General features: G+C 69.9%; 17 protein-coding genes and 1 other RNA gene. 4 read left to right on the top strand and 14 right to left on the bottom strand.

What is annotated here, in order from left to right:
- Positions 1-268: 268 nt before the first annotated feature.
- The 5 genes from VZQ01_RS01170 to ssrS all read right to left on the bottom strand — a co-directional run bounded on the left by VZQ01_RS01170 (position 269) and on the right by ssrS (position 4457).
- Entirely contained in the window at positions 269-1405 is a 1137-nt protein-coding gene (locus VZQ01_RS01170; protein ID WP_426746696.1) for a hypothetical protein, read from the bottom strand.
- 100 nt (positions 1406-1505) lie between these two features.
- Positions 1506-2768, bottom strand: a complete 1263-nt coding sequence (gene tyrS, locus VZQ01_RS01165; protein WP_223750057.1) for a tyrosine--tRNA ligase — start codon at positions 2766-2768, stop codon at positions 1506-1508.
- Positions 2769-2827: 59 nt separating this feature from the next.
- Positions 2828-3619: a TIGR00282 family metallophosphoesterase gene (locus VZQ01_RS01160; RefSeq protein ID WP_141322810.1), complete on the bottom strand. Its 792-nt coding sequence runs from the start codon at positions 3617-3619 to the stop codon at positions 2828-2830.
- Complete coding sequence (locus tag VZQ01_RS01155; RefSeq protein ID WP_141322811.1) at positions 3616-4242, bottom strand: 5-formyltetrahydrofolate cyclo-ligase; 627 nt, start codon at positions 4240-4242, stop codon at positions 3616-3618. Before VZQ01_RS01155 ends, VZQ01_RS01160 begins: the two co-directional genes overlap by 4 nt.
- A gap of 19 nt (positions 4243-4261) precedes the next feature.
- Positions 4262-4457, bottom strand: a non-coding RNA gene (gene ssrS / locus VZQ01_RS01150) — 6S RNA.
- 196 nt (positions 4458-4653) lie between these two features.
- Here ssrS and VZQ01_RS01145 point away from each other — a divergent pair.
- The 3 genes from VZQ01_RS01145 (at position 4654) to VZQ01_RS01135 (ending at position 6870) form a co-directional block, all read left to right on the top strand.
- Positions 4654-5586 (top strand): tetratricopeptide repeat protein, encoded by a 933-nt coding sequence (locus VZQ01_RS01145; RefSeq protein ID WP_141322812.1) that lies wholly within the window; start codon positions 4654-4656, stop codon positions 5584-5586.
- Entirely contained in the window at positions 5583-6566 is a 984-nt protein-coding gene (locus VZQ01_RS01140) for a serine/threonine-protein kinase (protein WP_426746695.1), read from the top strand. Before VZQ01_RS01145 ends, VZQ01_RS01140 begins: the two co-directional genes overlap by 4 nt.
- A 121-nt stretch (positions 6567-6687) precedes the next feature.
- Positions 6688-6870 carry a hypothetical protein gene (locus VZQ01_RS01135; RefSeq protein WP_223750054.1) on the top strand — a complete coding sequence of 61 codons (183 nt, stop codon included), beginning with the start codon at positions 6688-6690 and terminating at the stop codon, positions 6868-6870.
- A 36-nt stretch (positions 6871-6906) separates the two neighbouring features.
- Here the strand turns inward: VZQ01_RS01135 and VZQ01_RS01130 are convergent, their stop codons facing one another.
- The 8 genes from VZQ01_RS01130 to VZQ01_RS01095 form a co-directional block, all read right to left on the bottom strand.
- Positions 6907-8130 (bottom strand): right-handed parallel beta-helix repeat-containing protein, encoded by a 1224-nt coding sequence (locus tag VZQ01_RS01130; RefSeq protein WP_426746693.1) that lies wholly within the window; start codon positions 8128-8130, stop codon positions 6907-6909.
- Positions 8131-8615: 485 nt separating this feature from the next.
- On the bottom strand, positions 8616-9761 hold the full coding sequence (locus VZQ01_RS01125; protein WP_426746692.1) for a cysteine desulfurase family protein: 1146 nt from the start codon (positions 9759-9761) through the stop codon (positions 8616-8618).
- Positions 9758-10879 (bottom strand): DHH family phosphoesterase, encoded by a 1122-nt coding sequence (locus VZQ01_RS01120; protein ID WP_223784676.1) that lies wholly within the window; start codon positions 10877-10879, stop codon positions 9758-9760. The genes VZQ01_RS01125 and VZQ01_RS01120 overlap by 4 nt, the downstream gene beginning before the upstream one ends.
- A gap of 219 nt (positions 10880-11098) precedes the next feature.
- On the bottom strand, positions 11099-11941 hold the full coding sequence (locus VZQ01_RS01115; RefSeq protein ID WP_141322818.1) for a Fic family protein: 843 nt from the start codon (positions 11939-11941) through the stop codon (positions 11099-11101).
- 114 nt (positions 11942-12055) lie between these two features.
- Positions 12056-13393: a DUF8689 domain-containing protein gene (locus VZQ01_RS01110; protein ID WP_141322819.1), complete on the bottom strand. Its 1338-nt coding sequence runs from the start codon at positions 13391-13393 to the stop codon at positions 12056-12058.
- Between the two features lie 153 nt (positions 13394-13546).
- On the bottom strand, positions 13547-14494 hold the full coding sequence (locus tag VZQ01_RS01105; RefSeq protein ID WP_223750050.1) for a branched-chain amino acid transaminase: 948 nt from the start codon (positions 14492-14494) through the stop codon (positions 13547-13549).
- Positions 14495-14587: 93 nt separating this feature from the next.
- On the bottom strand, positions 14588-16003 hold the full coding sequence (locus VZQ01_RS01100) for a patatin-like phospholipase family protein (RefSeq protein WP_223750049.1): 1416 nt from the start codon (positions 16001-16003) through the stop codon (positions 14588-14590).
- A 93-nt stretch (positions 16004-16096) separates the two neighbouring features.
- The gene (locus VZQ01_RS01095; RefSeq protein ID WP_141322822.1) at positions 16097-17035 is read right to left on the bottom strand and encodes an AAA family ATPase; all 939 of its coding nucleotides are present in this window, start codon (positions 17033-17035) and stop codon (positions 16097-16099) included.
- 211 nt (positions 17036-17246) lie between these two features.
- On the opposite strand from VZQ01_RS01095, the gene VZQ01_RS01090 reads away from it, so the two are divergent.
- Positions 17247-17453 carry a hypothetical protein gene (locus tag VZQ01_RS01090; protein WP_223750048.1) on the top strand — a complete coding sequence of 69 codons (207 nt, stop codon included), beginning with the start codon at positions 17247-17249 and terminating at the stop codon, positions 17451-17453.
- Between the two features lie 164 nt (positions 17454-17617).
- Here VZQ01_RS01090 and VZQ01_RS01085 read toward each other — a convergent pair whose 3' ends face one another.
- Positions 17618-22117: a response regulator gene (locus VZQ01_RS01085; protein ID WP_426746690.1), complete on the bottom strand. Its 4500-nt coding sequence runs from the start codon at positions 22115-22117 to the stop codon at positions 17618-17620.
- Positions 22118-22202: the final 85 nt, after the last annotated feature.

Here is a 22202-nt window from a genome sequence, read left to right as displayed (position 1 = left end):
AGCTTCCGCGTCCCTGAGAAGGGCCATGGTGACCATGGGGCGTGCGGATGCTGGAGTGGCCCCATGAGGCGCGTGCCTGTCGAGGCAGTGCGCGAGCTGAGCGGCTACTCACCGCAGGAGGCGGCGTGGTCCGCGGGATGGCGGAGTGGCGCCATGAGGCACATCGTGTGCCTCTCGAGGTGGTCCGCGAACGGAGCGGCTCCTCGCCGCAGGCGGCGACGTTGTCGGTGGAGGGCCGTGTGGCGAAGCCTTCGGTGCTGCCAAGCGGCTACTCGCCGCAGGTGGCGGCGTTGTCCGTGGGGTGCAGCGTCGCGATGCCGTAGGTGCCGTTGCGCGTGCCGCACCAGATCTGCCAGCGCGTGTTGCCCAGGTCCTTCGCGGCGTACACGCCACCTTCCTTCTTCGCCCCATCCCGAGCGCAGCAGCGCGCGAAGGCCCGCGTCCCGATCGACATCAGACCCACCGCGTCCTGCGAGTCGGTGAACCCGCCCACGCGCTTCTCGCCACAGGACCACGGGGCCACGCCCTGGAAGCGGATGAGGTACTGCTCCTTCGTCTTCGCGGAACCTCCGCGCACCGGGCCGCCGTAGCAGATGCGTCCCTCCGCCTCGAGCTGGGCGTAGCGCGGCAGGAAGTGCAGCCCGCCAATGGGACCGCGCTGCCAGTCGTCCCCACAGAACACGTGCGTGAAGGCGTTGCGCGGCCCCGTGCTCACCCACAGGCTCGTCAGCCAGTCGATGTTCGCCTGCCGGTTTCCAGGGCGTCCCGCCGCGGACAGCGCCGTCTGGAGCCGCGAGTCGTCGTAGTGCCGGGCGACGAAGCGCCGCACGTCCGCCGCGCTCACGCTCACGTCCGGCCGCGCGGGGCATAAACCCAACACCTCCCGGTCCATCGCCGACAGGGGAGGGGGCGTGGCGAACAGCGGCTCTCGCGAGCACGTCGTGGCGCAGCCCGTGGCCGGCTTCCACGACACGGCGGGCTTCGTCTCGGCGGCATACCGGGGAGCCTCGGCGCTCGGGGCGGTGACGACGACAGGCGCGCGGTTCTCCTCTTCACGCTCCGCCAGCTGCTTCTCGCGACTGCGTGCGCGCTCGGACGCATCCGCCCGGTCCGCCGCCGCCAGCGTGGCCGCGCTCGGCGCCGAAGGGGCCGCGGACTCCTCGGCACCTTCGCACAGCACCCAGCCCTCGGCGGAGGGGCCCCGCAGCTTGCACCACGCCCGGGCAGGGCCGCCCTTCTTGAGCAACGGATACGTCTTCCCAGCCTCCACGGTGAAGACGACGCGGGAGGACTCGGGCTGCTCCACCGCGTCGACGGAGGACTCGGAGACGAACGCGCCCGGGCCCGCGAGGGCGGGGAGGGCGCTCAGCAGCAGACCGAGGCTCAGGGCGGCGGAAAGACGCATGGTGCGCGGGACTGTATCCCAATCCCACCCCGCCCCTCGACACGAGGGACGGGACGGGCCACTCCTCGGCCACCAGGGACGCACCACCCCCGGAGGGAATTCACGCCAGCTTGACTCGCGCCGCCTTCAGCTTGCCCACCTGGAGCGTGTACTCGCCGGCGGACAGCTCCGCCTTCGGGTCCGTGGCCTTCTCGCCGTTCACCCGCACGCCGCCCTGGGCCAGCATCTTCCGGCCCTCGGTCGAGGACGCCACCAGCTTCGCCTCGGCCAGCACCTTCGTCAGCGGCAGCGTGGGCGCGCCGCCCAGCGACACGTCCACCTGGGGCAGCGCGTCCGCGGACAGCTCCTTCTTCGCGAAGCGCTTCTCGAAGTCCTCCTCCGCCTTGCGGCCCGCCTCCTCGTCGTGGAAGCGCGCCGTCATCTCCCGGGCGAAGGCCACCTTCGCGGCCTTGGGGTGCACCTCGCCGCTGGCCACCTTGGCCTTCAGCTCCGTGACTTCCTTGAGCGTCTTCGACGAGAGCAGCTCGTAGTAGCGCCACATCAGGTCGTCGGTGATGCTCATCAGCTTGCCGAACATGGTGTCCGCCGGCTCGCTGACGCCCACGTAGTTGTCCAGGCTCTTGGACATCTTGTCGCCGACGATCTTCCCGTCGATGAGGCGGGCGCCCAGGCCCTCGAGGATGGGGCCCGTCATGATGACCTGCGGGGCCATGCTCTCCTCGCGCATGAGCTGCCGGCCCACCAGCAGGTTGAAGAGCTGGTCCGTCGCGCCCAGCTCCACGTCCGACTTCAGCGCCACGGAGTCGTAGCCCTGCAGCAGCGGGTAGAGCAGCTCGTGGATGGCGATGGAGACGTTGTCCCGGTGGCGCTTCTTGAAGTCGTCGCGCTCCAGCATGCGCTGCAGCGAGTAGCGCGACGCCAGGCGGATCATCCCCTCGGTGCCGAGCTTGTCGAGCCACTCGGAGTTGAAGCGGACCGTCGTCTTGTCCGCGTCCAGCACCTTGAAGACCTGCTGCTTGTACGTCTCCGCGTTCGCCTTCACCTCGTCGCGGGTGAGCGCCGGGCGCGTGGCGTTGCGCCCCGTGGGGTCTCCAATCAGCGCCGTGAAGTCGCCGATGAGGAACACCACCGAGTGGCCGAAGTCCTGGAAGCGCCGCATGCGCGTGAGCAGCAGCGAGTGGCCCAGGTGCAGGTCCGGCCGGCTCGGGTCGAACCCCGCCTTGATGACCAGCGGCTTGCCCGAGTCATACGAATACTGGAGCTTCTTCTTCAGGTCCTCGGGCGAGTGGAGGTCCACCGTGCCGCGGGTGACTTCTTCGAACTGCTCCTCGGGGGTCGCCTTGCGCAGTGCGTCCTGATTCATGGCCGGCGGACCATAACCGAAACCCCCGCCCTGCACGCGAGCCTTCCGCTTCCGGAAGTTCAGGTACCCGGCAGGTGGACGCGCACGCGCTCGATGCTCCGGCCGCGGCCGGTGGCGTCGTCGATGTCCACCACCACGCCCTGCAGGTAGACGAGCCGCTCGGCCACTTCATAGGGCGCGTGCTTCTGCCCCAGGAACCGCGCCAGCGACTGCTCCTTCTTCATCCCGATGACGGAGTCGAGCGGGCCACACATGCCCACGTCGGTGATGAAGGCCGTGCCGCCGGGGAGGATTCGCTCGTCCGCCGTCTGCACGTGCGTGTGAGTGCCCACCACGACGGACACCCGCCCGTCCAGGTGCGCCCCCATGGCGTTCTTCTCGCTGGAGGCCTCGCAGTGCATGTCCACGAGGACGCACGGCGTGCGCGCCTTCAGCTCCTCCACCAACCCCAGCACCACCTCGAAGGGGTTGTCGTGGGGACGCATGAAGACGCGACCCTCCAGGTTGATGACCCCCAGCGCGCGCCCGTCCGGGAGCGTCACCAGGCCATGGCCCTTGCCCGGGGTGTCCTTGGGATAGTTGGCGGGCCGGAGCAGCTTGTCCGGCCGCGCCGTCACCCAGGGGATGATGGATTTCTTGGACCAGAAGTGGTTGCCGCTCGTGAGCAGGTCCACGCCCGCGGACAGCAGGGTGTCGGCCGTCTCCGGAGAGATGCCGGCACCCTGGTCGCTGTTCTCCGCGTTGGCGATGGTCACTTCGATGCCATGGGTGGCCTTCAGGCGTGGCAGGAGGGCGCGGACGGCTTGAAGCCCCGGACGACCCACCACGTCTCCCATGAAGAGGACCTTCACGTATCCAGGAACTCTGGCTCGCGATGCAGGCCGCGGTGGACCTCGGACTCGGTCACCACGAGGTCCATGTCCACGTCGTCACCCGTCGTGGGCAGCACCGACACGAGCTGCTCCTTGAAGGCCAGTCCCACGCGCCGGCTCCGGGGACTCGCCGCGCGCAGGGTGGCGTCGTAGTAGCCGCCTCCGCGCCCCAGCCGCTTGCCGTCCTCCGTGAAGCCCAGTCCCGGCACCACGAACAGGTCGATCTGCTCCACCGCGATGAGATCCGACGCGTTCGTCGGCTCCCTCACGCCCAGCCGCCCGGGCTCCAGCTCCAGCTCGGACTTGATGGCCCGGAAGGAGAGGATCCGCCCGTGCACATGGGAGAGCGGGTAGCAGACGATCTTCCCGTCCTGCAGCGCCGCCTTGAGGATGTCCTGCGTGGGGACCTCGCCCTTGATGGGGGCGTAGAGCGCCACGTACCGCGCCTTCTCGTAATACTTCGTCGCCAGGAATCGAGATTGGACCTTGAGACCCCGCGTATCGATGAGATCGGGCGTCATCGCCTTGCGGCGCGCCGTCAACTCATCCCGCAGCGTCTGCTTCCTCGCCGCCGCCGCCTCTTCCACCACCGTCTCGCTCACCGCCGCCGCTCCGCAGAAAAAGTCCCCCGCCGCATGGCCGTGTGCCCAGCGTCCATTGAACCCTCAAAAGCCAGGTGGGAACCGAAATCATGCCGCCGCAGGCTTCCCTCATCCCCCGTGAGGAGGGAGGGCTTGCACATGGCGACCGAAACGGACCCCGGAATGGACGTATCGGTTCGAATTTCTGCTGGGCATCACGCGCCCCGCAGGGGACAGCCCTTGAAACAAAGCTACAGTGCCACCAAGGTCCCGAAATTACAGCGAAAACTCGCGACCACCTTTTGAAATGATAAGGATGGGAAGCGGCGAGGTCAAGGCATCCTCGCGCGTTTACAAGGCGGGCGCAGGCCCCCTATGATGGCAGTCCCCCACACCCCGCACATGCCGCCCTCGCTTCTAAACAAGGGACTCGTGACGGCTCTTTCCGTCGCCTCCGGCCTCGCCTGGGCGGGACCGAAGCTCGCAGGCCCCTACCAGGGGGATACCTACGGGCAGGTGGACCTGCACATGGAAGGCGAGCGCCTGGTGGGCTTGTCCGCCGGGTCCGGAGGTGGCTGCAAGTTCGCCCCTGGCACCGAAGTCCTGTCCGGAGAGTTCCAGGGCAACGTCCTGGTGGCCACGGTGCAGCTCTGCCTGGAGGGCCCCCCGCCGGACTGCGTGGGGGTGAGGCCCTTCACGGCGCTGGCCGTCTACAACCCCAACTCGCTGGTGCTCAGCGCGCACTTCCGGCTGCCGCCCAAGTGTCACTCGCCCGGGTTGAAGGACTCGGTGCTGACGCTGCGCGGAGTCCGGGGGGCGGAGCCGGTGGAGCGCGAGGAGGAGGTGCCCGCCGCGCCCCCCGATGAGGTGGAGGCGTCCCTGGCGCCGGCGAAGGAGGCCGCGGCGGCGCGGCCCCAGCCCCTGGGGACCCGGCCGGTGGAGCTGGGGCAGAACCTGCTGGCGAACGGCAAGTGGGACATGGCCCGGGCGCGCTTCGAGGCGGCGCTGGCCGAGGACAACAAGGACATCGACGCGCTGGTGGGCATGGCCGCCAGCAACCTGGGCTCGGGCAACGCCGTCCGGGCGGTGGAGTACCTGGAGCGGATCCGCCCGGTGCCTCCGTCGCGGCCGGATGTCTACGCGTGGCAGGCGTACGCGGCGGAGCAGCAGGGCTTCAAGGGGCGCGTGGTGCCGCTGCTGCGCCGGGCGCTGGAGCTGAACTGGGCGCCGGAGAGTCCGAAGCCCTGGGAGGCGGTGCTGGTGCGGGCGCTCGCCGCGGACATCGAGCAGGTGCAGAAGACGGTGAAGAATCGCAAGCGCGCGCCGGGCCGCGAGTCGGCGGGAGCCGGAAGCTCGAGCCCGTGAGCCAGACGCCTTCGCCTCCGAAAGCCCAGCGGGTCTTCGGCCCCTATGAAATCCTCTCCGTGCTCGGCAAGGGCGGCATGGCGGAGGTGTACCGCGCGCGGGTGCTGTCGGGCCCGCGCGAGGGGTGGACCGTCGCGCTCAAGCGGCTCTTGCCGGCGCTGACGGCGGACCCGGACTCGGTGACGTTGTTCTCGCGCGAGGCGCAGCTGTCCAAGCAGCTGCACCACCCGAACATCGTGACGGTGTTGGATGCCGGTGAGCTGGAGGGCATCTACTTCATCGTCATGGAGCTGGTGGACGGGCGGGACCTGGGGCAGATCCTCCGCCGCTGCAAGGTGCGAGGCATCCCCCTGCCGCTCGACTTCGCGGTGTACCTGGGCAAGGTGCTGCTGGAGGCGCTGGCGTACGCTCACTCCGCCACCGGCGCGCAGGGCGAGCCGCTGGGCATCGTCCACTGCGACGTGTCCCCGTCGAACCTGTTCATCTCCCGCGTGGGGGAGATCAAGCTGGGGGACTTCGGCGTCTCGCGCGTGCTCGTGGACGGCAAGCTCCAGGAGGGGGAGGTGCTGGGCAAGCCGTACTACCTCTCCCCGGAGTCGCTCCTGGGCGAGGTGAGCCCGGAGGCGGACCTGTGGGCGGCGACGGTGGTGCTCTACGAGCTGCTCACCCTGGAGCGCCCCTTCACGGGCGCCACGCCGGACGAGGTCTTCCAGGCCATCCGCTCCCGCGCGTACCGGCCGCTGCGCGAGCTGCGTCCGGAGGTTCCCGAGGCGCTCGAGGACGTCATGCGGCGCGCCTTCTCCGCGCGCCCCGAGGACCGGTTCACCACGGCGGAGTCCTTCGCCCAGGCGCTCGCGCCGCACTACGACGAGCGCGTGGGGACGCCGCTGGCCATCGCCGCGGTGGTGCGCGGGCTGTTCGGCGCCAGCGACATCATGCCCGCGGTGGTGGTGCCCCCGCCTTCCTCGGGCACGGAGTAGGGGAGCGGCCCCGCGCCCCGCTGTCGCCTCGGCGCTGGCAGTCGCACGAGGGCGCGGGGATGACGAACCTCCTCGCATGCCGCGCCAAGGTGCGCGCGGCGCCCCCCTCGCGAGGACCGCCATGGCCACCCAGAAGCCCCCGCCGCCGAAGCCCGAAGAGTCCGCCCCCGAGCGCAAGACGCGTGAGGAGCAGCCCGAGCGGCTGCCCGCCCGGCCCGAGGAGCCTCGCGAGGACGGGATGCCGGGCTACGGCCAGCCGGACGAAGAGGTGCGCGAGAAGTCGCTGCCCGATCAACCGTGGTAGCGCCCAGGCGCCGCTCACCGCGCCGCGGGCGACGTGTCACTCCTCGCCGACCATGGGCGGTGATTGCCCATCGTCGGGCTCGGCGGTGATGAGCGAGGAGCCCTGTTCCAGGTTGAAGGGGGCCAGCCGGTTCTGCCAGGTGGTGAAGGTGCCGATGGAGAGGAGTCCGAAGGCGCTGAACTTGCCGTCCGCCCCCTCGTAGCGATTGCGGTCCATCCGCAGTCCGGGGCGGGCGGTGTCGCGTCCCAGCTTCACGAAGCTCGTCATGTCGCGCAGCGTGTTGCCGTAGACCTGCAGGTCCGTGACGACGAGCGGCTCGTCCGCGGCGAGCCGCAGCCCCGAGTCCTCCGTCCGCTCGATGATGTTGTCGAGCACCCGCACCCGGTGCGCCCGCACGATGCGGATGCCCTGGCCATTGGCCCGGTTCGCGAAGTTGAAGATGTCCGTCACCACGTTGCCCTTCACCAGCACGTCGACGGGATTGTCCACGGGGGAGAGGCCGCCGATGGAGATGCCCCTCCCCGCCAGGAAGATGGCGTTGCCGATGATGCGGATGTTCGTGGCGTCCTCGTGCACCAGCACCGCCTCCGCCGCGGACGTCGTCGCCTGCCAGGGGAAGCGCTCCAGGTTCGGGAAGCGGAAGAACACGTTGCCCTGGATGGCCAGGTCGTCACACGCCTTCACGTCGATGCCGTTCTCCCCGCAGTCGTGCATCTGGTTCCCCTCGATGAAGAGCGCGGAGGGGCGGCCCTCGTTGGGCTGGCACTGCACGGCGTCTCCCGAGGCGTCATGCAGATCGTTCCCCACGATGAAGACCTCGCGCGACGCCCCCTTCACCACGACGGCGTGGGAGTCCTGACCCCATCGCGAGAAGTCATGCACCTTGTTGCCGGAGATGAGCAGCCGTGAGGCGTCGCTGACGACCACGCCACCTCCCGCGCGCCCGCCGTGGAGCACCGAATCGGTGAGCTGCGTGCAGGTGGTGTCGTTCTCGAACAACGCCGCGAACGAGGGCCGCTCGCGCACGTCGACCTCGACGAACTCGACCACCCAATAGGGCTGGCTCAGCATCACCAGGCTGCCCACGTCGGTGGCGGAGGGGACGATGATGGGGCGCGCGGCGCGCTCACCTCGCAGCACGATGGGCGCGGAGGCCGTGCCGGCGCGCGCCTTCAGCGGCGTGATGGCGACCTGCTCCGGATAGATGCCCGCGTGGACCTGGATGATGTTCCCTGGCTGTGCCTCCCTCACCGCCGCCATGATGGTGGTGAAGGGATTGGCGCGAGAGCCGAGCGGCGCCTCGGCGTCCCGAGGTCCCAGGTTCGCGACGTGGAGCGTGGCGCCGAGCGCCGCCTCCGGCCCCGGGCAGCGATCTCTAAAAGCACTCGCGGCCTCGAGCGGCATCGCGTCCTCGTCCCACAGCGGCGTCGGCGCGCTCGCGGCCCGCGTGACGTCCTCCGTCGGCGAGGCGTCCTCCTGTCCCGAGCCCGGCGCGCACGCGAGCGCGAGCGCACCCGCGAGCACCGCGAGTCGATGCGTCAGCCACTGCTTCCCTCCTGAGCCCATCCCCATGTGTTCCCCCCGTGCATCGGCAGCGGAAAGAATGGTTTCCACCGGAGCGGGCATGTTCAAGGTCCATGCACCCCAGGGGGGATGGGGCATTCAACGCCGGATGCTCGCGCGCGTGATGGGCGGCCGCGTCAATCGCGCCTTTCACCCTGCAAGCACGCCGGGCCACGCCGGCCTCAGCCCGAGAGCGCCCTGACGGTGGGGACGTGACGACGCAGGGCGTCGACGACCTGTCGCACGTCCTCCTCGCGTGTCTCGGAGCCCAGGCTGAAGCGCAGGCTGCCTCGGGCCTCGGCCGCCGACAGGCCCATGGCCCGGAGCACATGCGAGGGCGTCAGCGTTCCGGAGGCACACGCGGCGCCCATCGACACGCAGATGCCCTCGAGGTCCAACGCGATGAGCAGCGCCTCGCCCTCGACCCCCTCGAAGCGCAGGTTGCTGGTGTTGGGCACGCGCGGCGCGCCCGCGCCATTGACCACCACGCCCGGCACCTGCGCGAGCACCGCCTGCTCGAAGGCGTCTCTCAGCGCGCCGACGCGCGAGGCCACCTGGGGCTGCTCGCTCGCGGCCAGCTCCAGCGCGAGCGCGAGGGCTTCCGCATGCGGGATGTTCTGCGTCCCTCCGCGCCGGCCCCCCTCCTGGTGTCCCGGCGTGAGGGCCCGCACGTCCACGCCCTTGCGCACCACCAGCACGCCGACCCCCGAGGGGCCGCCGAACTTGTGCGCGGACAGGGACAGGAGGTCCGCGTCCACCTCGCGCAACGACAGCGGCACCTTGCCCGCCGCCTGCACCGCGTCCGTGTGGAAGAGCACGCCCTGCTTGCGACACGCGCGCGAGAGCTCCGCCGCGGGCTGCACCACGCCTGTCTCGTTGTTGGCCCACATCAACGAGCACAGCGCGGTGTCCGGCGTCAGCGCCGCGAGCAGGTCCTCCTCACGCACCCGCCCGTCCGCGCCCGGCGCCACCCGCACCACCTGCGCGCCCTCTTGCTCCAGCCGCGCCACCGCGCCGAGCAGGGCGGGGTGCTCCACCGAGGACGTCACCACGCGGCGGTGCTCCGCCACGGGGCGCGCGTGGAAGGCGCCCACCAGCGCGAGCGCGTCCGCCTCGCTGCCGGAGGCGGTGAAGCAGACTTCCTTCGGCTCGCAGCCCAGCACCCGCGCCACCCGGGCCCGGGCGGCATCCAGCCTGGCGCGGGCCTCGCGTCCGGCCGCGTGCACGCTGGACGCGTTGCCGTGGCCCCCTTGCAGAAAGGCGCGCGCGAGCAGCGAGGCCACCTCCGCGCGCACGGGCGCGGCGGCGTTGTGGTCCCAGTAGATCACGAGTCCTGCGCGGACAGCAGCGACACGGGCCGCTCGTCGGCGACGCCGAAGGCATCGAGGAAGCGGTTCACCAGCTCGCGCTTGAGCGCCTTGCGCTGCGCCGCCTTGCCCGACAACGGCAGCCGCGCGCCCGCCATGCTGCCGTGGCCGCCGGACGAGCCGCCGTAGTCCTCGAAGATCTCCCGGATGAGCCGGCCCGCGTTCATCCGCCGGTCCTTCACGCGCAGGCTGAAGTAGAGCTGGTTTCGGTACGTGCCGAAGGCCAGCGACCACTTGGTGCCCTCGAGGAACATCAGCCGCTCGGCGACCTCGGCCACCATGTCCGGGGAGTAGACCTCCTCCAGGTCGGTGACGATGGCGGTGCCGTACACCTTCGCCCGCTCGAAGGCCGTGTGGTACAGCTGGAAGTAGCGCGCCGGCAGCTCCGGGTGCTCGATCTGCGCGAGCATCGACTTGTCCATGCGCGGGAACAGCCACAGGTAGCTGTCGATGTCCGTCTGAGTCGTCTCGCGGCCCAGGTCGCGCGTGTCCGCCTTGATGCCGTAGAACAGCGCGGTGGCCACCTCCACCGAGGGCTCCACGCGCGCGGCGCGCAGGTACTCCACCAGCATGGTGGACGTGGCGCCGAAGTCGCCGCCCACGTCCGCGAACGGCGAGGCCAGGCTCTCCTCACGCAGCGGATGGTGGTCCACCACCAGGTGCGCCTCCATGCGCGCGGGCAGCGAGTGGTTGCCCACCTTGGGCTGCGTGTCCACCAGCCCGAAGAGGTCGTACTCGTCGAAGTCCAGCTGCGACACGTGCGAGACGGGCAGCCGCAGCACCTTCACGAAGGCGATGTTCTCCGCCCGGCCGATGATGCCCCCGTAGCCCACCTGGGCCTCCAGGTTCGCCCGGCGCTCGAGCAGTTGGGCGAGCGCCACCGCGGCGGCCAGCGAGTCCGGATCCGGGTTGTCGTGGGTGAGGATGAGCGCCTTGCGATGGCCCTTGGCCACCTCGAGCAGCCGCTCCAGCTTGTCCCGCGCCGACAGCAGGGCCAGTCGCGGTGGCGGAGGCTCCGTCAGCTCGCCCCCCGAGGCTCCCTGGGCACGGCGGCTGTTGAAGGACTGTGTCACGGGCATGGAGTGGTCTTCTTTACTTCCTCCGGCTCCCGGTTTCGAGGGGCCGGCGGGTGCGGGGTGTCTGCCGCACACCAAAGTTGCAGATGCCCCGGCCGACGTTCACGCGGGGGCGGAAGACCGGGTGCCCGGACGCCTTCCTGCCCCGGGTGCGGAGGCCCGCCCTTCCGGCGGCGGGCCTTGCCGGCCGGAGGGGGCCTGGTCTTCCTGGCGGGAGGGGACCTAGTTGTTGATGGCCTTGTACTTGCGGCCCAGGTCCCGGAAGTACTTCACGCCGTTGTCGAGCGAGTTCTCCATCGCGTCCATCAGCACCGTGCGGAACTGCGCCGCCGGGCCGCGGAAGCACTCGTAATAGCGCTGCCGATCGATGGAGTGGATGACCGCGGGCATGTAGTTGTTGCGCAGCAGGATGAGGTTGCTGCACATGCGCCCCACCTTCCCGCTGTGCTCGGTGAAGGGGAAGATCTGCAGGAACATGTGCTGCACGGTGGCGGCCTGCTTGATGGGGTGGAACTCGCGGAACTCCGCGCTGGCCGTGTAGTCCACCAGCTTCTCCAGCGCGGGCTGGATCTTCGCGGGCTGGTGGATGTCGTGGAAGTACGTGCGGTGCAGCGGCATGTCCTTGCGCAGCCCCGAGCGCTCACGCTCCTTGGCGAGCTCCTTCTCGGTGCGCTCCCGTCGCTCCATGCGCGCGCGCTCGGCCAGCGCCTCGGGGGTGTTCCCGAGGAAGAGGTCGTGCATCCGCTTGATGGTGGTGAGGGTGATCTGCGCCTGCTTCTTGGCGCCCGCGGCTTCCTCGCGGATGAAGTCGCAGACGGCCTTGTGGTTGCGGATCTCGAGCACCACCGGAATCATCGAGGCCTCGGCGCTCGCGCGTTGCGGATACAGCGCGGCCTTCAGCTCCTGGTGGGTGTAGACCACGCCTTCCAACGCGGCGTCGTGGTAGATCCACGACATCTCGAACTGCTCGAGGAAGTCACGCGCCTGCTGCTTGTCCTTGAAGATCTCGAGGTAATCGCGCAGCGCCTCGTTCTTCTCGTCGATGTCCTGGTAGCGTTCCTTCACGGACTGCGGCTCCTTCTTGCGCCGAGCCACCCAAGAGTGGCCATAGCGTGCGGCCGAGCGATACAACGGCATGCGGATTCTAGAAATTCCGCACGGTTGTAACAACGAATTCCGTTAGAGATTGACGAGGAAGACCTCGCACGCCTGGTCGAGCAGGTCCTTGGAGAGGGCGGGCGGGATCTGCCGGTAGCGCGCCGCGTCCTTGATGAGTCCCACCAGGTCCCGGGGGTGACAGGCGCGCAGCTGCATGGTCCGCGGCTTGTAGTAGTGCTCGATGAGGTACGTGACGGCCTGGTCCACATAGGGGATTCCCGCCGCCTCGCACACCCGGCGGAAGATCTCCCGGTAGGACTCCTCGTCCGGATTCGTGACCTCAATCTTGTACTTGATGCGCCGCAGGAAGGCCTCGTCCACCAGTTCCTTCGGATCAAGATTCGTTGAAAACACGAGAAGCTGATCAAACGGGATTTCGAACTTCTTCCCGGTATGCAGGGTAAGGAAGTCGACGCGCTTCTCGAGGGGGACGATCCACCGGTTGAGCAGGTCCGTGGGGTGGACCTTCTGGCGGCCGAAGTCGTCGATGAGGAGCATGCCGCCGTTGGCCTTCACCTGGAACGGGGCCTCGTAGAAGCGGGTGCTCTCCGAGTAGATGAGGTCGAGCGTCTCCAGCGTGAGCTCGCCGCCGACGACGACGGCGGGTCTGCGGCAGAGCATCCACCGGTTGTCCATCTCGAAGGTCTGCCGGCGGCCGGAGGTGTCGCGGCCCAGCTCCAGCGGGACGGGGGTGTGGATGAGGTGGTCATGCACCTGGATGATCTGATTGCCGATCTCCAGGCAGTGCGGGACGTACACCTCGCCGCCGAACATGTGGGAGACGGCCTCGGCCAGGCTCGTCTTGCCGTTGCCGGGCGGGCCGTAGAGGAAGAGCGAGCGGCCGGAGTTCACCGCCGGGCCCAGCTTGTCCATCAGCTCCGCGGGCACGGTGAGGTGGCTGAGCGCCATCACCAGCTCCTCCTGGCTGACGACGGGCGTCTCCTCGGTCTGGCTGGTGATGAGCGCGTTGTACTGCTCGATGGGGACGGGGGCGGGGCCCACGTAGGTGGTGCGGGTGAGCGCGTCGCGCGCGTACTCGCGGCCCTTCTCCGTGAGGATGAACTCCACCGAGGCGCGGCCGAAGCCCTTGCCACCCCGCAGGTCCACCAGCTTCTCCGTGGCGAGGAAATCCACCACGTGCTCGATGACGCCCGGCCACGGCAGCCGCATCTCGTCGGCGATGCCCATGCCGGTGCCCGTACCGGAGTAGTAGAGGAACTTGAGCGCGATGTCCGCGAGCAGGCCCATCTTGAGCCCCGTCTCCTCCACCGTCTTCGGCTCGGCCGGGGCGATGTCCAGGATGGACGGGTTCTCTAGCTTGAATGGATTGTCGTCGTATGCGGGGCCGGCGGGTGCCATCGGGGGCCCTTTCTAGCCCAATCCGGTGGGTGGAGGGCAGGCGACGATGGGGGGGAGGGTCTTCCGTCACCGGGGCGTCGGGGCCCTCGGGTGGAGGAAGGGACGTCGGGCTCCCGGGCCGTCAGGGGCGCCGGGAGCCGGACGGGTGGAGCGTCAGACGTAGGTGAGCCACTCGGCGTAGCGCGGCTCCTGGCCCCGGACGGTGCGGAAGTACGTCTCCTGCACGAAGGTGCCGATGGGGCCGGGCTTGCCGGTGCCGACCATGCGGTCGTCCACCTCGCGCACGGGAGTGATTTCCGCGGCGGTGCCCGTGAAGAAGATCTCGTTGCAGATGTAGAGCGCGTCGCGGGTGAAGGTGACCTCGTCCACCTCGCGGCCGCTGTCGCGCAAGATCTTCAGCACGGTGTCGCGGGTGATGCCGTCGAGGATGGGCGAGGACAGGGGCGGCGTCTTGATGACGCCCTTCTTGTTCACCATGAAGATGTTCTCGCCGGACGCCTCGGCCACGAAGCCGCTGATGTCCAGGAGGATGGCCTCGTCATAGCCGCCGAGCACCGCCTCGCGCTTGGCGAGGATGGAGTTGACGTACTGGCCCGAGATCTTGCCGCGCACCATGTTCACGTTGACGTGCATGCGGGTGAAGGAGCTCACCTTGGCGCGGATGCCCTCGCGGATGCCCTTGTCGCCCAGGTACGCGCCCCAATCCCACGCCGTCACGGCGACGCGGGTGGGGTTGACGGCGCCCAGGCCCATGGCGCCGTCGCCCATGAAGGCCACCGGCCTCAGGTACGCGCCGTTGGCGAACAGGTCCTTCTGCTTGCGCAGCACGTCCAGGCACGCCTCGACCAGCTCGTCCTCGGAGTACGGAATCTTCAGCATGATGATGTGCGCCGAGTCGAGCAGCCGGCGGATGTGCTCACGCAGGCGGAACACAGCGAGCCGGCCATCATGCGTGCGGTACGCGCGGATGCCCTCGAACGCGCCCAGCCCATAGTGGAGGGCGTGCGTCATCACATGGACATGGCCCTCGTCCCATTTCACCAATCTGCCGTCGAGCCAGATCTGGTCGGCACGCAATACGCTGGTCGAGGTGGAGCTCATGCGGGGGTTCCTTCGCCCTGAAAAGTGGAACTGCCCCGCCCTTCTAGCCACCACACGCTATGAGGTCAAAGCGTGAAAGCCGTTCCCCGGAATTCAGAGCACGGCGGGCAAGGGGGTCAGCATGCGGCGGAGCCACGGCAGGTCGTCCGCCATGGCCTTGCGGCCGAAGTGGAGGGCCTTGGAGGCGAGCTCCACGGAGGGCACGACGTCGAGCGGTGAGAGCGTGCGAGGGAAGCGCTTGATGTGATGCGCGTAGGGCAGGTTGGGCGCCACCGTCATCGCCGCGAGCCGCTGCAGGGGCAGCCAGAAGGGCGTGGCGAGGCGGGGCGCGAAGCCGTCCAGCGCGAGGATGAAGGTGTTGCGCGTGCCGATGCGCCCCTTGGCCACGGCCTTCCAGGCGGCCTTGGCGGGGAGGTTGTCGACGAGGCCTCCGTCGATGAAGCGCGCGATGCCGTGGTGCGCCATCAGCCCGTCGAGCAGCGAGTGCATGCGCGGGTCCTCGCGCAGCACGTCGTAGTGGATGACGCCGGGCAGGGCGGAGGAGAAGCCCGCGGCGTCGAGCGCGTCGAACTCGCCGCTCGCGTCGTCGGCGCCCAGGTGCAGGCGCATCGTGATTTCGGGGCGCGTGAAGAGCTCGGCCATGGCGCCCATGGCGGCCTGGATGCGGCGCGCGACCCCCACGGGGTCGAGCAGCCCCAGGGGGCTGGTGCCGAGCAGGCGCTCGTAATACTCGAGCGGCCTGGGGAGCATGCCCCGACGGATGCCGCCCACGGCGATGAGCGTGGGGACGGGGAGGTCCTTGAGCCGCATGCCGCTGCCCTCGGGGCCCGCGCCGAAGAAGCGGCCCAGGCCCGCGCGCAGGAACAGCCGCAGCGCGGCGGGCAGGCCGTAGCGGCTCTCCGTGGAGATGAAGCGGAAGAGCTTCCGGAAGGACAGGCCCCGGACGATGTTGATCATCTCCGTGGGGTCGAAGCGCGCCATGCGCGAGCGCATCAGCGCGAGCACCGCGCCCATCGACGCGCCCGCGAGCAGCCGGGGCTCCAGCGCGTGCTCGGCCAGCAGGCTCATCACGCCCAGGTACACGAAGGCGGTGCCGCCTCCGCCGCCCGTCACCATGACGAGCTCCTTGTGCCGCAGCTCCCTGTCCAGCGCCTCGGGCGGTACACGTCCCCGCAGTCGCGCGAGGACTCCATCGCGCGCGCGGGCCGCGTGCTCGCGCAAGTCCCTCACGTGCGGCACCAGCCTGTCCCGCGTGGGAGGCCTCGCGCCGTTCAGCACCGGGCCGAGCCGCCGCTCCACCTCCTCACGGAAAGGGGTGAGCTGCGCGCCCACGCCCACGTCGAGGCCGCCGTGCTGGACCTTGTAGAGCTTCGCGAGCGACAGCGCGGTGCGCAGCACGGCCTCCTCGCGCGCGTCGAGCAGGCCGGGGCCGTCCACGCACGCGCGCACGAGCGTCAGCTCCTGCTGCTCGAGCGGGCGGTTGATCTGGAAGCGTTCCTTCAGGAGCACGAGCGGCCAGGGCCTCGAGGAGAGCGGGCCGCCTGAGCATACACCGGTGGACGGATGCCCCGGCTCACGCGGAGGCGGGTGTCCCGACGCACCTCACGCCTGGGCGATCTGCGGCAGGTTGGCGCGCGCCTTCTCGATGTCGCCTTCGTACTTGAGGACGAGGTTGAGCGTGGAGGCCACCACGTCCGAGGTGAGCTGGTCCGCGTTGAGCAGCACCAGGCTCTGCGCCCAGTCCAGCGTCTCGCTGATGGAGGGAGCCTTCTTCAAGTCCAGCGCGCGGATGGCGGCGACGGCCTCCACCACCTGCTCGGCGAGCACCTGCGGCACCTGGGGCAGCCGGGAGCGGACGATGCGCAGCTCGCGCTCGCGGTCCGGGAAGTCGATGTGCAGGTGCAGGCAGCGGCGCTTGAGCGCGTCCGACAGCTCGCGCGCGGCGTTGGACGTGAGCAGCACGCGCGGGATGTGCTTCGCCCGGAACGTGCCCAGCTCCGGAATCGTGACGGCGTTGTCGGAGAGGACCTCCAGCAGGAAGGCCTCGAACTCCGGGTCCGCCTTGTCGATCTCGTCCACCAGCAGCAGGGCGGGGCGCTCGGACAGCTGCGCGCGCAGGATGGGGCGGGGCAACAGGAAGCGCTCGGAGAAGAACACCGCGTCGCCGGACGCCAGCCGATCCGCGGCCTCCGCCAGCGACTGGGTGCCCTCCACCATCTCCCCAATCTTGTCCTTGAGCAGCTGGGTGTAGAGCAGCTGCTTGGCGTACTCCCACTCGTAGAGCGCCTTGGCCTCGTCCAGGCCCTCGTAGCACTGGAGCCGGATGAGCTCGCGGCCCAGCGCGGCGGCCATGGCGCGCGCCAGCTCCGTCTTGCCCACGCCCGCGGGGCCCTCCACCAGGATGGGCTTGTCCATCCGGTCCGCCAGGAAGGCCGCGGTGGCGATCTCCGGTGAAGGCAGGTATCCCACCTGCTCGAGCTGCTTCTCTGCGTCCGCGACGCTGTCGAATCCGCGGACCTTGGCCGTCTCTGGGGTGCTCACGCGGCGGAACTTAACCGAGGGCCTTTCAGGCGACTGCGGCAAAAATGCCAGGATCCTCACCCCCACGTCGCGGCTCTCTTGCCCCGCTGGTCCCCAACCCTGCGGAAAAGGGAGGGAAATTATTTGCGCACCGTGGGCACGCACCGTGCATCTCAGTGGCGCAACTCACGAAGGGAAAGCAGCGAGGTCCGTGGTCATGGTGTGGGCGTGGATGAGGATGGTGATGGCGGTGGCGGTGCTCCTGTTGCCGGGAGGCTTCCCGCTGCTGCTGGCGTACATCACGCTGCGGACGCTGATGGCCCGCTGGCGCGAGGCGCAGGCGCAGGCGCACAGCGTGGGCCGTGAGGCCTCCCTCCGCGACGTCCTCGCCTCACTGCACTTCAAGGAGCTGGTGCGCGACGCGCGCGCCGTCCTCTGAGTTTTTCACCCAGGTAGGGCACGGATGTCGCGGCTCCAGGCGAGTCGCTCCCGAAGCCCTCCGGGTCGGCGGACCGCCGGCCTTCCGGCGGATGCCGGGACTCCAGACAGCCAGGGTGACGGCAAGCCGGCGGGGCCGCCCCACGTGAGGCGGCCCCAGGCCCGCTACTTGTCCAGCTCGTCCACCAGGGCCGTCCAGTCGTCATCCTCCTTGGCGGCCTGGGTGGGCAGCTGGATGACCATGGTGCGGTCCGTGGGCTCCGACTCGTCGCCACCCAGCGGGGCGGGGGCGGGAGCGGCCTTCTTCGCGGCGGCGGGCTTCGCGGCGGCCTTGGCGGCCTTGGCGGGAGCGGGGGCCGCGGCCGCGGGGATGACCTGGTTGAGCTGAGGCCGGGTGGCCAGGTCGTCGTCCTCGACGGGCGCCGGGGCCTTGGCGGCCTTGGCGGCGACGGGGGCGGGCGTGGCGGCGGGGGCCTTGCTCTTGTAGCGAGCCAGCTCCAGCTCGGCGACCTTGAGCGCCTTGCTCTTCTCCTGGACGGACTGCTGCAGGCGGGTGACCTCCTGCGTCTTGATGGCCTCGCGCCGCTCGAGCTCCGCCTTCTGCTTGGTGTTGAGCTCCTCGATTTCGCGCAGCTGGCGGGCCTCCAGGTCCTTGCGCTCCTTCTGGGCGGTGGCGAGGCGGGCGGCGGCCTCGTTGGCCTTGCCCTCGGCGGCGGCCACCTTGGCGGCCAGGTCCTTCTCCGCGCGGGCCTTGGCGCCCTGCGCGTTCTCCACCGCCAGCTCCAGGTCCTGCACCTTCTTGGTGCGGGTGGCGAGCTGGGCCTGCAGGTCCTTGGCCTTGGCGTCCGCGTCGGCCGCCTTCGCCTGGGCCTCCTGGGTGAGCTGGGCGATGCGCTGCTCGGCCTTGGCCAGCTTCGCCGCCAGCTCGTCGGACGCGCGCTTCGCCTCGGCGCGCTCCTGCTGCCAGGCCTGGGCCGCTTGAGCCTGGGCCGCCTGCGCCTGCTGGAGCTGTCCTGCCAGGCCGTCGCGCTCCTGGGTCAGCTTCTGGTGGCTGGTGCCCGCCGCGCGCAGCTGCTCCTCGCGCTCGCCGAGCGCCTTCTTCGCCAGCTCCAGCTGGTTGTTCAGGCCGGCCATCTGCTGGCCGAGCCCGTCCGCGTGGCGCTTGGCGTCGGTGGCCTGCGTCTGGAGCTTGGTCTCCAGGGCCTTGACCTGCTCGGTGCGGGTGGCGACCTCGCGGTTGAGCACCTCGGCCTGACGCATCTTCTCCTGCGTCACCTGGGTGAGCTTGCGCAGCGTGTCCGAGAGCTCCTTGCCCTTGGTGGCCAGGTCGTTCTGGAGCAGCTCCTCGCGGCGCTGGGACTCCTCGGTGAGGGTGTCCAGGCGCTCCTTGAGGTTCGCGCGGGTGTCCTCCACCTGGGCGAGCTGCGCGGTGAGCTGGGTGACGTCCGCGACGCGGGCGCCCAGCTCGTGCTTGGTGATGGTGAGCTGCTCGCCCAGCTCCTCCGCCTGGTTGCGCGCCTCGTTGAGCTCGCCCTCCAGCGCGGACTGGGTGCTGGCCGCCTGCTGACGGCTGGTGGTGTGCGCCTGCTGCTCGCGCGACAGGGCGTCGCGGGTGGCGGCGAGCTGGCCCTGCACCTGTTCCAGCGTCTGGCTGGTGGCCTCCAGCTCCGAGCGCAGCCCGTCTCGCTCGCCGGTGAGCGCCTCGATGGTGGCGCTCGTCTCGGCGGCGAGCTTCTCGTGCGCGGCGCGCTCGGCCTCGTAGTTGCCCAGCGTCTCAGACAGTTCGCCGCGCAGCTGGCCAATCTGGCCGGTGAGCAGCTGCTCCAGCGCGTCCTTGGCCTCGCCCAGGGCCTGGAGCTCGGCGATGCGTTGGTTCCTCTCGCCCGTGGTCCGGGACAGCGAGGCCTGCGTCTCCTGGAGCACAGCGCGCGTCTCGTCCAGCTCCAGCTTGAGCTGATCCCGCTGCGCGGTGGTGGTGCCCAGCTCGTCGCGCGTCTCCTCCAGCGTGTTCTGCGTCTGGGTGAGCGTCTGGCTGGTGGCCTCCAGCTCGCCGCGCGTCTCGGCCAGGCTGCCCTCGGTCTGGGAGAGCGTGCCTTGCGTCTGCGCCAGCTGCTGCTCGGTGCGCGCCAGCGTGTCCTGGGTCTGCGCCAGCGTCTGGCTCGTCGCATCCAGCTCCCCGCGCGTCTCGGAGAGCGACTGCTCCGTGTTGGCGAGCGTCCCCTGGGTCTGCGCGAGCTGCTGTTCGGTCTGCGTGAGCTGCTGCTCGGTCTGAGCGAGCGTCCCTTGGGTCTGCGCCAGCGTCTGGCTGGTGGCGTCCAGCTCGCCGCGCGTCTCGGAGAGCGACTGCTCCGTGGTGGCGAGCGTGTTCTGCGTGTCCGCGAGCTGCTGCTCGGTGCGGGAGAGGGTGTCCTGCGTCTGCGCGAGCGTCTGGCTGGTGGCGTCCAGCTCCCCGCGCGTGGAGGACAGCGCCTCCTCCGTCTGGGCCAGGCGCGTCTGCGTCTCGGACAGCGACTGGCTGGTGGCCTCCAGCTCGCCGCGCGTCTCGGACAGCGACTGCTCGGTGGAGGCGAGGGTGCCCTGCGTGTCCGCGAGCTGCTGCTCGGTCTGCGCGAGCGTGCCCTGCGTCTGTGCCAGCGTCTGGCTGGTGGCCTCCAGGTCTCCGGTCAGCTCGGAGATGCGCTGGTCGCGCGTGGCGACATCACCCTGGAGTCCCTCGATGGTGGACTCGCGCTGGGCGACGGTGCCCTCGAGGGACGCGACGCGGGCCTGGAGCTGCTCGCCCTGGTTCTGGGCCGCCTCGAGCTGCGAGGTGAGGGCCTGGATTTGACCTGTGAGGTCGGCCTCCTGCTCCGCCTTGGCGGCGCGGACCTCTTCGAGCTGGCGGGTGAGGTCCTCCTCCAGCGCGTCCTTGGCGACGCGCAGCGCCTCCAGGCGGCCGGTGAGGTCCTCCTCCAGCGCGTTCTTCGCCTCGGTGAGCGCCTGCAGCTCACCGGTGAGCTCGGCCTCGCGGTCGGCCAGGTGGGCCTTGACGGCCTCGACCTCGCCCTCCAGCTCGCCGATGCGCTCCAGCTGCTGCTGGATGCTGGAGTTGAGGTCCGCCTCGGTGCGCTCGTTGCGGGCGATGGTCTCCGACAGCTCGCGGTCCAACGCCGAGATCTTGGCGTCGCGGTCCTCGATGCGCTGGCTGAGCTCCGCCTCCTGGGCGTCCTTGTCCAGCCGGAGCTGATCCCGCTCGCCGGTGGTGCGCGCGAGGTCCGTCTCGAGATCCGCCACCTGCTGGCTGAGCCGCGCCTCGAGCGCGTCGCGCTCCGCGTTCAGCCGGGTGATCTCCGCGTCGGCGCGGGCGCCGTGCTCCTCGGCGGAGGCGGCGCGCGTCTCCAGGCCGCGCACGGTGGAGTCGCGCTCCTGCTCGGTCTGCTGCAGCCGCTCCTGGAGGGCCTGAATCTCGCCGTCCAGCTCGGCGTAGCGCTGGTCGCGCTCGCTGATGGTGCGGCCCAGCTCCGCCTCGAAGTCGTCACCGCGCTTGCCCAGCCGGGCCTCTTCGGCCTCGTGCGCGCGCACGCTGTCCTGGAGCTTCTGCTCCTTGACCTCGAACTCCAACGTGACGACGTTGAGGTGCTTGTCGAGCTTCTCGTATTCGCCGCGCAGGTGCTCCAGCTCGGCGCCCCGCCGCGCGAGGTCGTCGTCGCGGTTGTGGACCTCCTTGCGCAGCAGGTTGATGTCCTTCTCCTTGGAGGCGACGACCTCGATGAGGTCCTTCTCCGAGGAGAACTTCTGCAGCAGCAGGTCGTCGACGGTGGCGCCGTGCTCGCGCTCCTTCTGGAGCATCGCCTGCTGGGCCTCGTTGAAGCGCCGCAGCAGATCGTCCACCTGCATCTTGAGGCCCTGCAGCTCCACGTCCTTCTCGTGGAGGCGGTCCTCGCCGGAGAGCAGCTCGCGCTCGCGCACGCTCCAGATCTCGGAGAGGCGGGCCAGCTGGGCCTCGCGCGTCTTGAGCTCGTCGCGGAGGATCTGGATCTTCCCCTCCGGCGTGCCCATCAGCTCGCGGCGCGGGGGTGGGCGCTTGAGCTGACGCGACTCGGCGAGCAGCTCCGCCTTGCGGTCGGCGATGGACTGGAAGGCGCGGTCCAGGAAGGCGCGGTCCTCCTCGGTCATCGCGCTGCGGCGCTCGCGCTTGGGGAGCTTGGGCGGGCCGCCGGCGTTGGTGCGGATGCCCGGCATGGGGGGCGGCGCCTCGCGCGGCGCGTTACCGGCGAGCGCGGCGTCGAGCGAGGCGTCCGACTCGTCCTGGCCCGGGGGCATGATGCCCGTGCTCATCGTGGCCAGCTCTCCCATCTCGAAGGGGATGACGAGGTAGCCGTCCGCGGCGCCCGGCGTCTGCCGGTGCTGCGTGAGGCCCTCGACGCCCGTGTCGGAGGAGAGGAGCAGGACCTTGAGGTTCTGGCCCCACTTGCCCTTCTTGATCTGCCCGCACAGCGTGAAACCGGATTGATCCGGAAGCTCGGCCCGAAGGACGACGAGATCCGGTCGGCGCTTCTCCAGCTCGCGCTGCGCATCCGTCGCGGTCGCCGCCATGGCGGTCTGGTAACCCGCGCTCTTGAGCACGGTCGCCATGCTGAGGGCGAAGTCGTTCTGGCTTTCAACGATGAGGACGCGGCGCTCCATGAAGCCCTTTCACCCGTAAAAAGTGCAGTGAAAACCGCGACATCCTACTGGGCGGGAGCGACGCTTGGAAACTTTCCGGAGGGTG

This window comes from Myxococcus faecalis (assembly GCF_050039385.1).
Classification (GTDB): Bacteria; Myxococcota; Myxococcia; order Myxococcales; family Myxococcaceae; genus Myxococcus; species Myxococcus fulvus.
This window is presented reverse-complemented; position numbering and strand designations above follow the sequence as displayed.

What these genes read in the sequence shown, in the direction of transcription:
- VZQ01_RS01130 (WP_426746693.1), bottom strand. Translation starts at nt 8,130, where the DNA reads ATGGCGGCGGTGAGGGAGGCACAGCCAGGGAACATCATCCAGGTCCAC.
- VZQ01_RS01110 (WP_141322819.1), bottom strand. Translation starts at nt 13,393, where the DNA reads ATGGCACCCGCCGGCCCCGCATACGACGACAATCCATTCAAGCTAGAG.
- VZQ01_RS01170 (WP_426746696.1), bottom strand. Translation starts at nt 1,405, where the DNA reads ATGCGTCTTTCCGCCGCCCTGAGCCTCGGTCTGCTGCTGAGCGCCCTC.
- VZQ01_RS01085 (WP_426746690.1), bottom strand. Translation starts at nt 22,117, where the DNA reads ATGGAGCGCCGCGTCCTCATCGTTGAAAGCCAGAACGACTTCGCCCTC.
- VZQ01_RS01120 (WP_223784676.1), bottom strand. Translation starts at nt 10,879, where the DNA reads ATGCCCGTGACACAGTCCTTCAACAGCCGCCGTGCCCAGGGAGCCTCG.
- VZQ01_RS01105 (WP_223750050.1), bottom strand. Translation starts at nt 14,494, where the DNA reads ATGAGCTCCACCTCGACCAGCGTATTGCGTGCCGACCAGATCTGGCTC.
- VZQ01_RS01090 (WP_223750048.1), top strand. Translation starts at nt 17,247, where the DNA reads ATGAGGATGGTGATGGCGGTGGCGGTGCTCCTGTTGCCGGGAGGCTTC.
- VZQ01_RS01135 (WP_223750054.1), top strand. Translation starts at nt 6,688, where the DNA reads ATGGCCACCCAGAAGCCCCCGCCGCCGAAGCCCGAAGAGTCCGCCCCC.
- tyrS (WP_223750057.1), bottom strand. Translation starts at nt 2,768, where the DNA reads ATGAATCAGGACGCACTGCGCAAGGCGACCCCCGAGGAGCAGTTCGAA.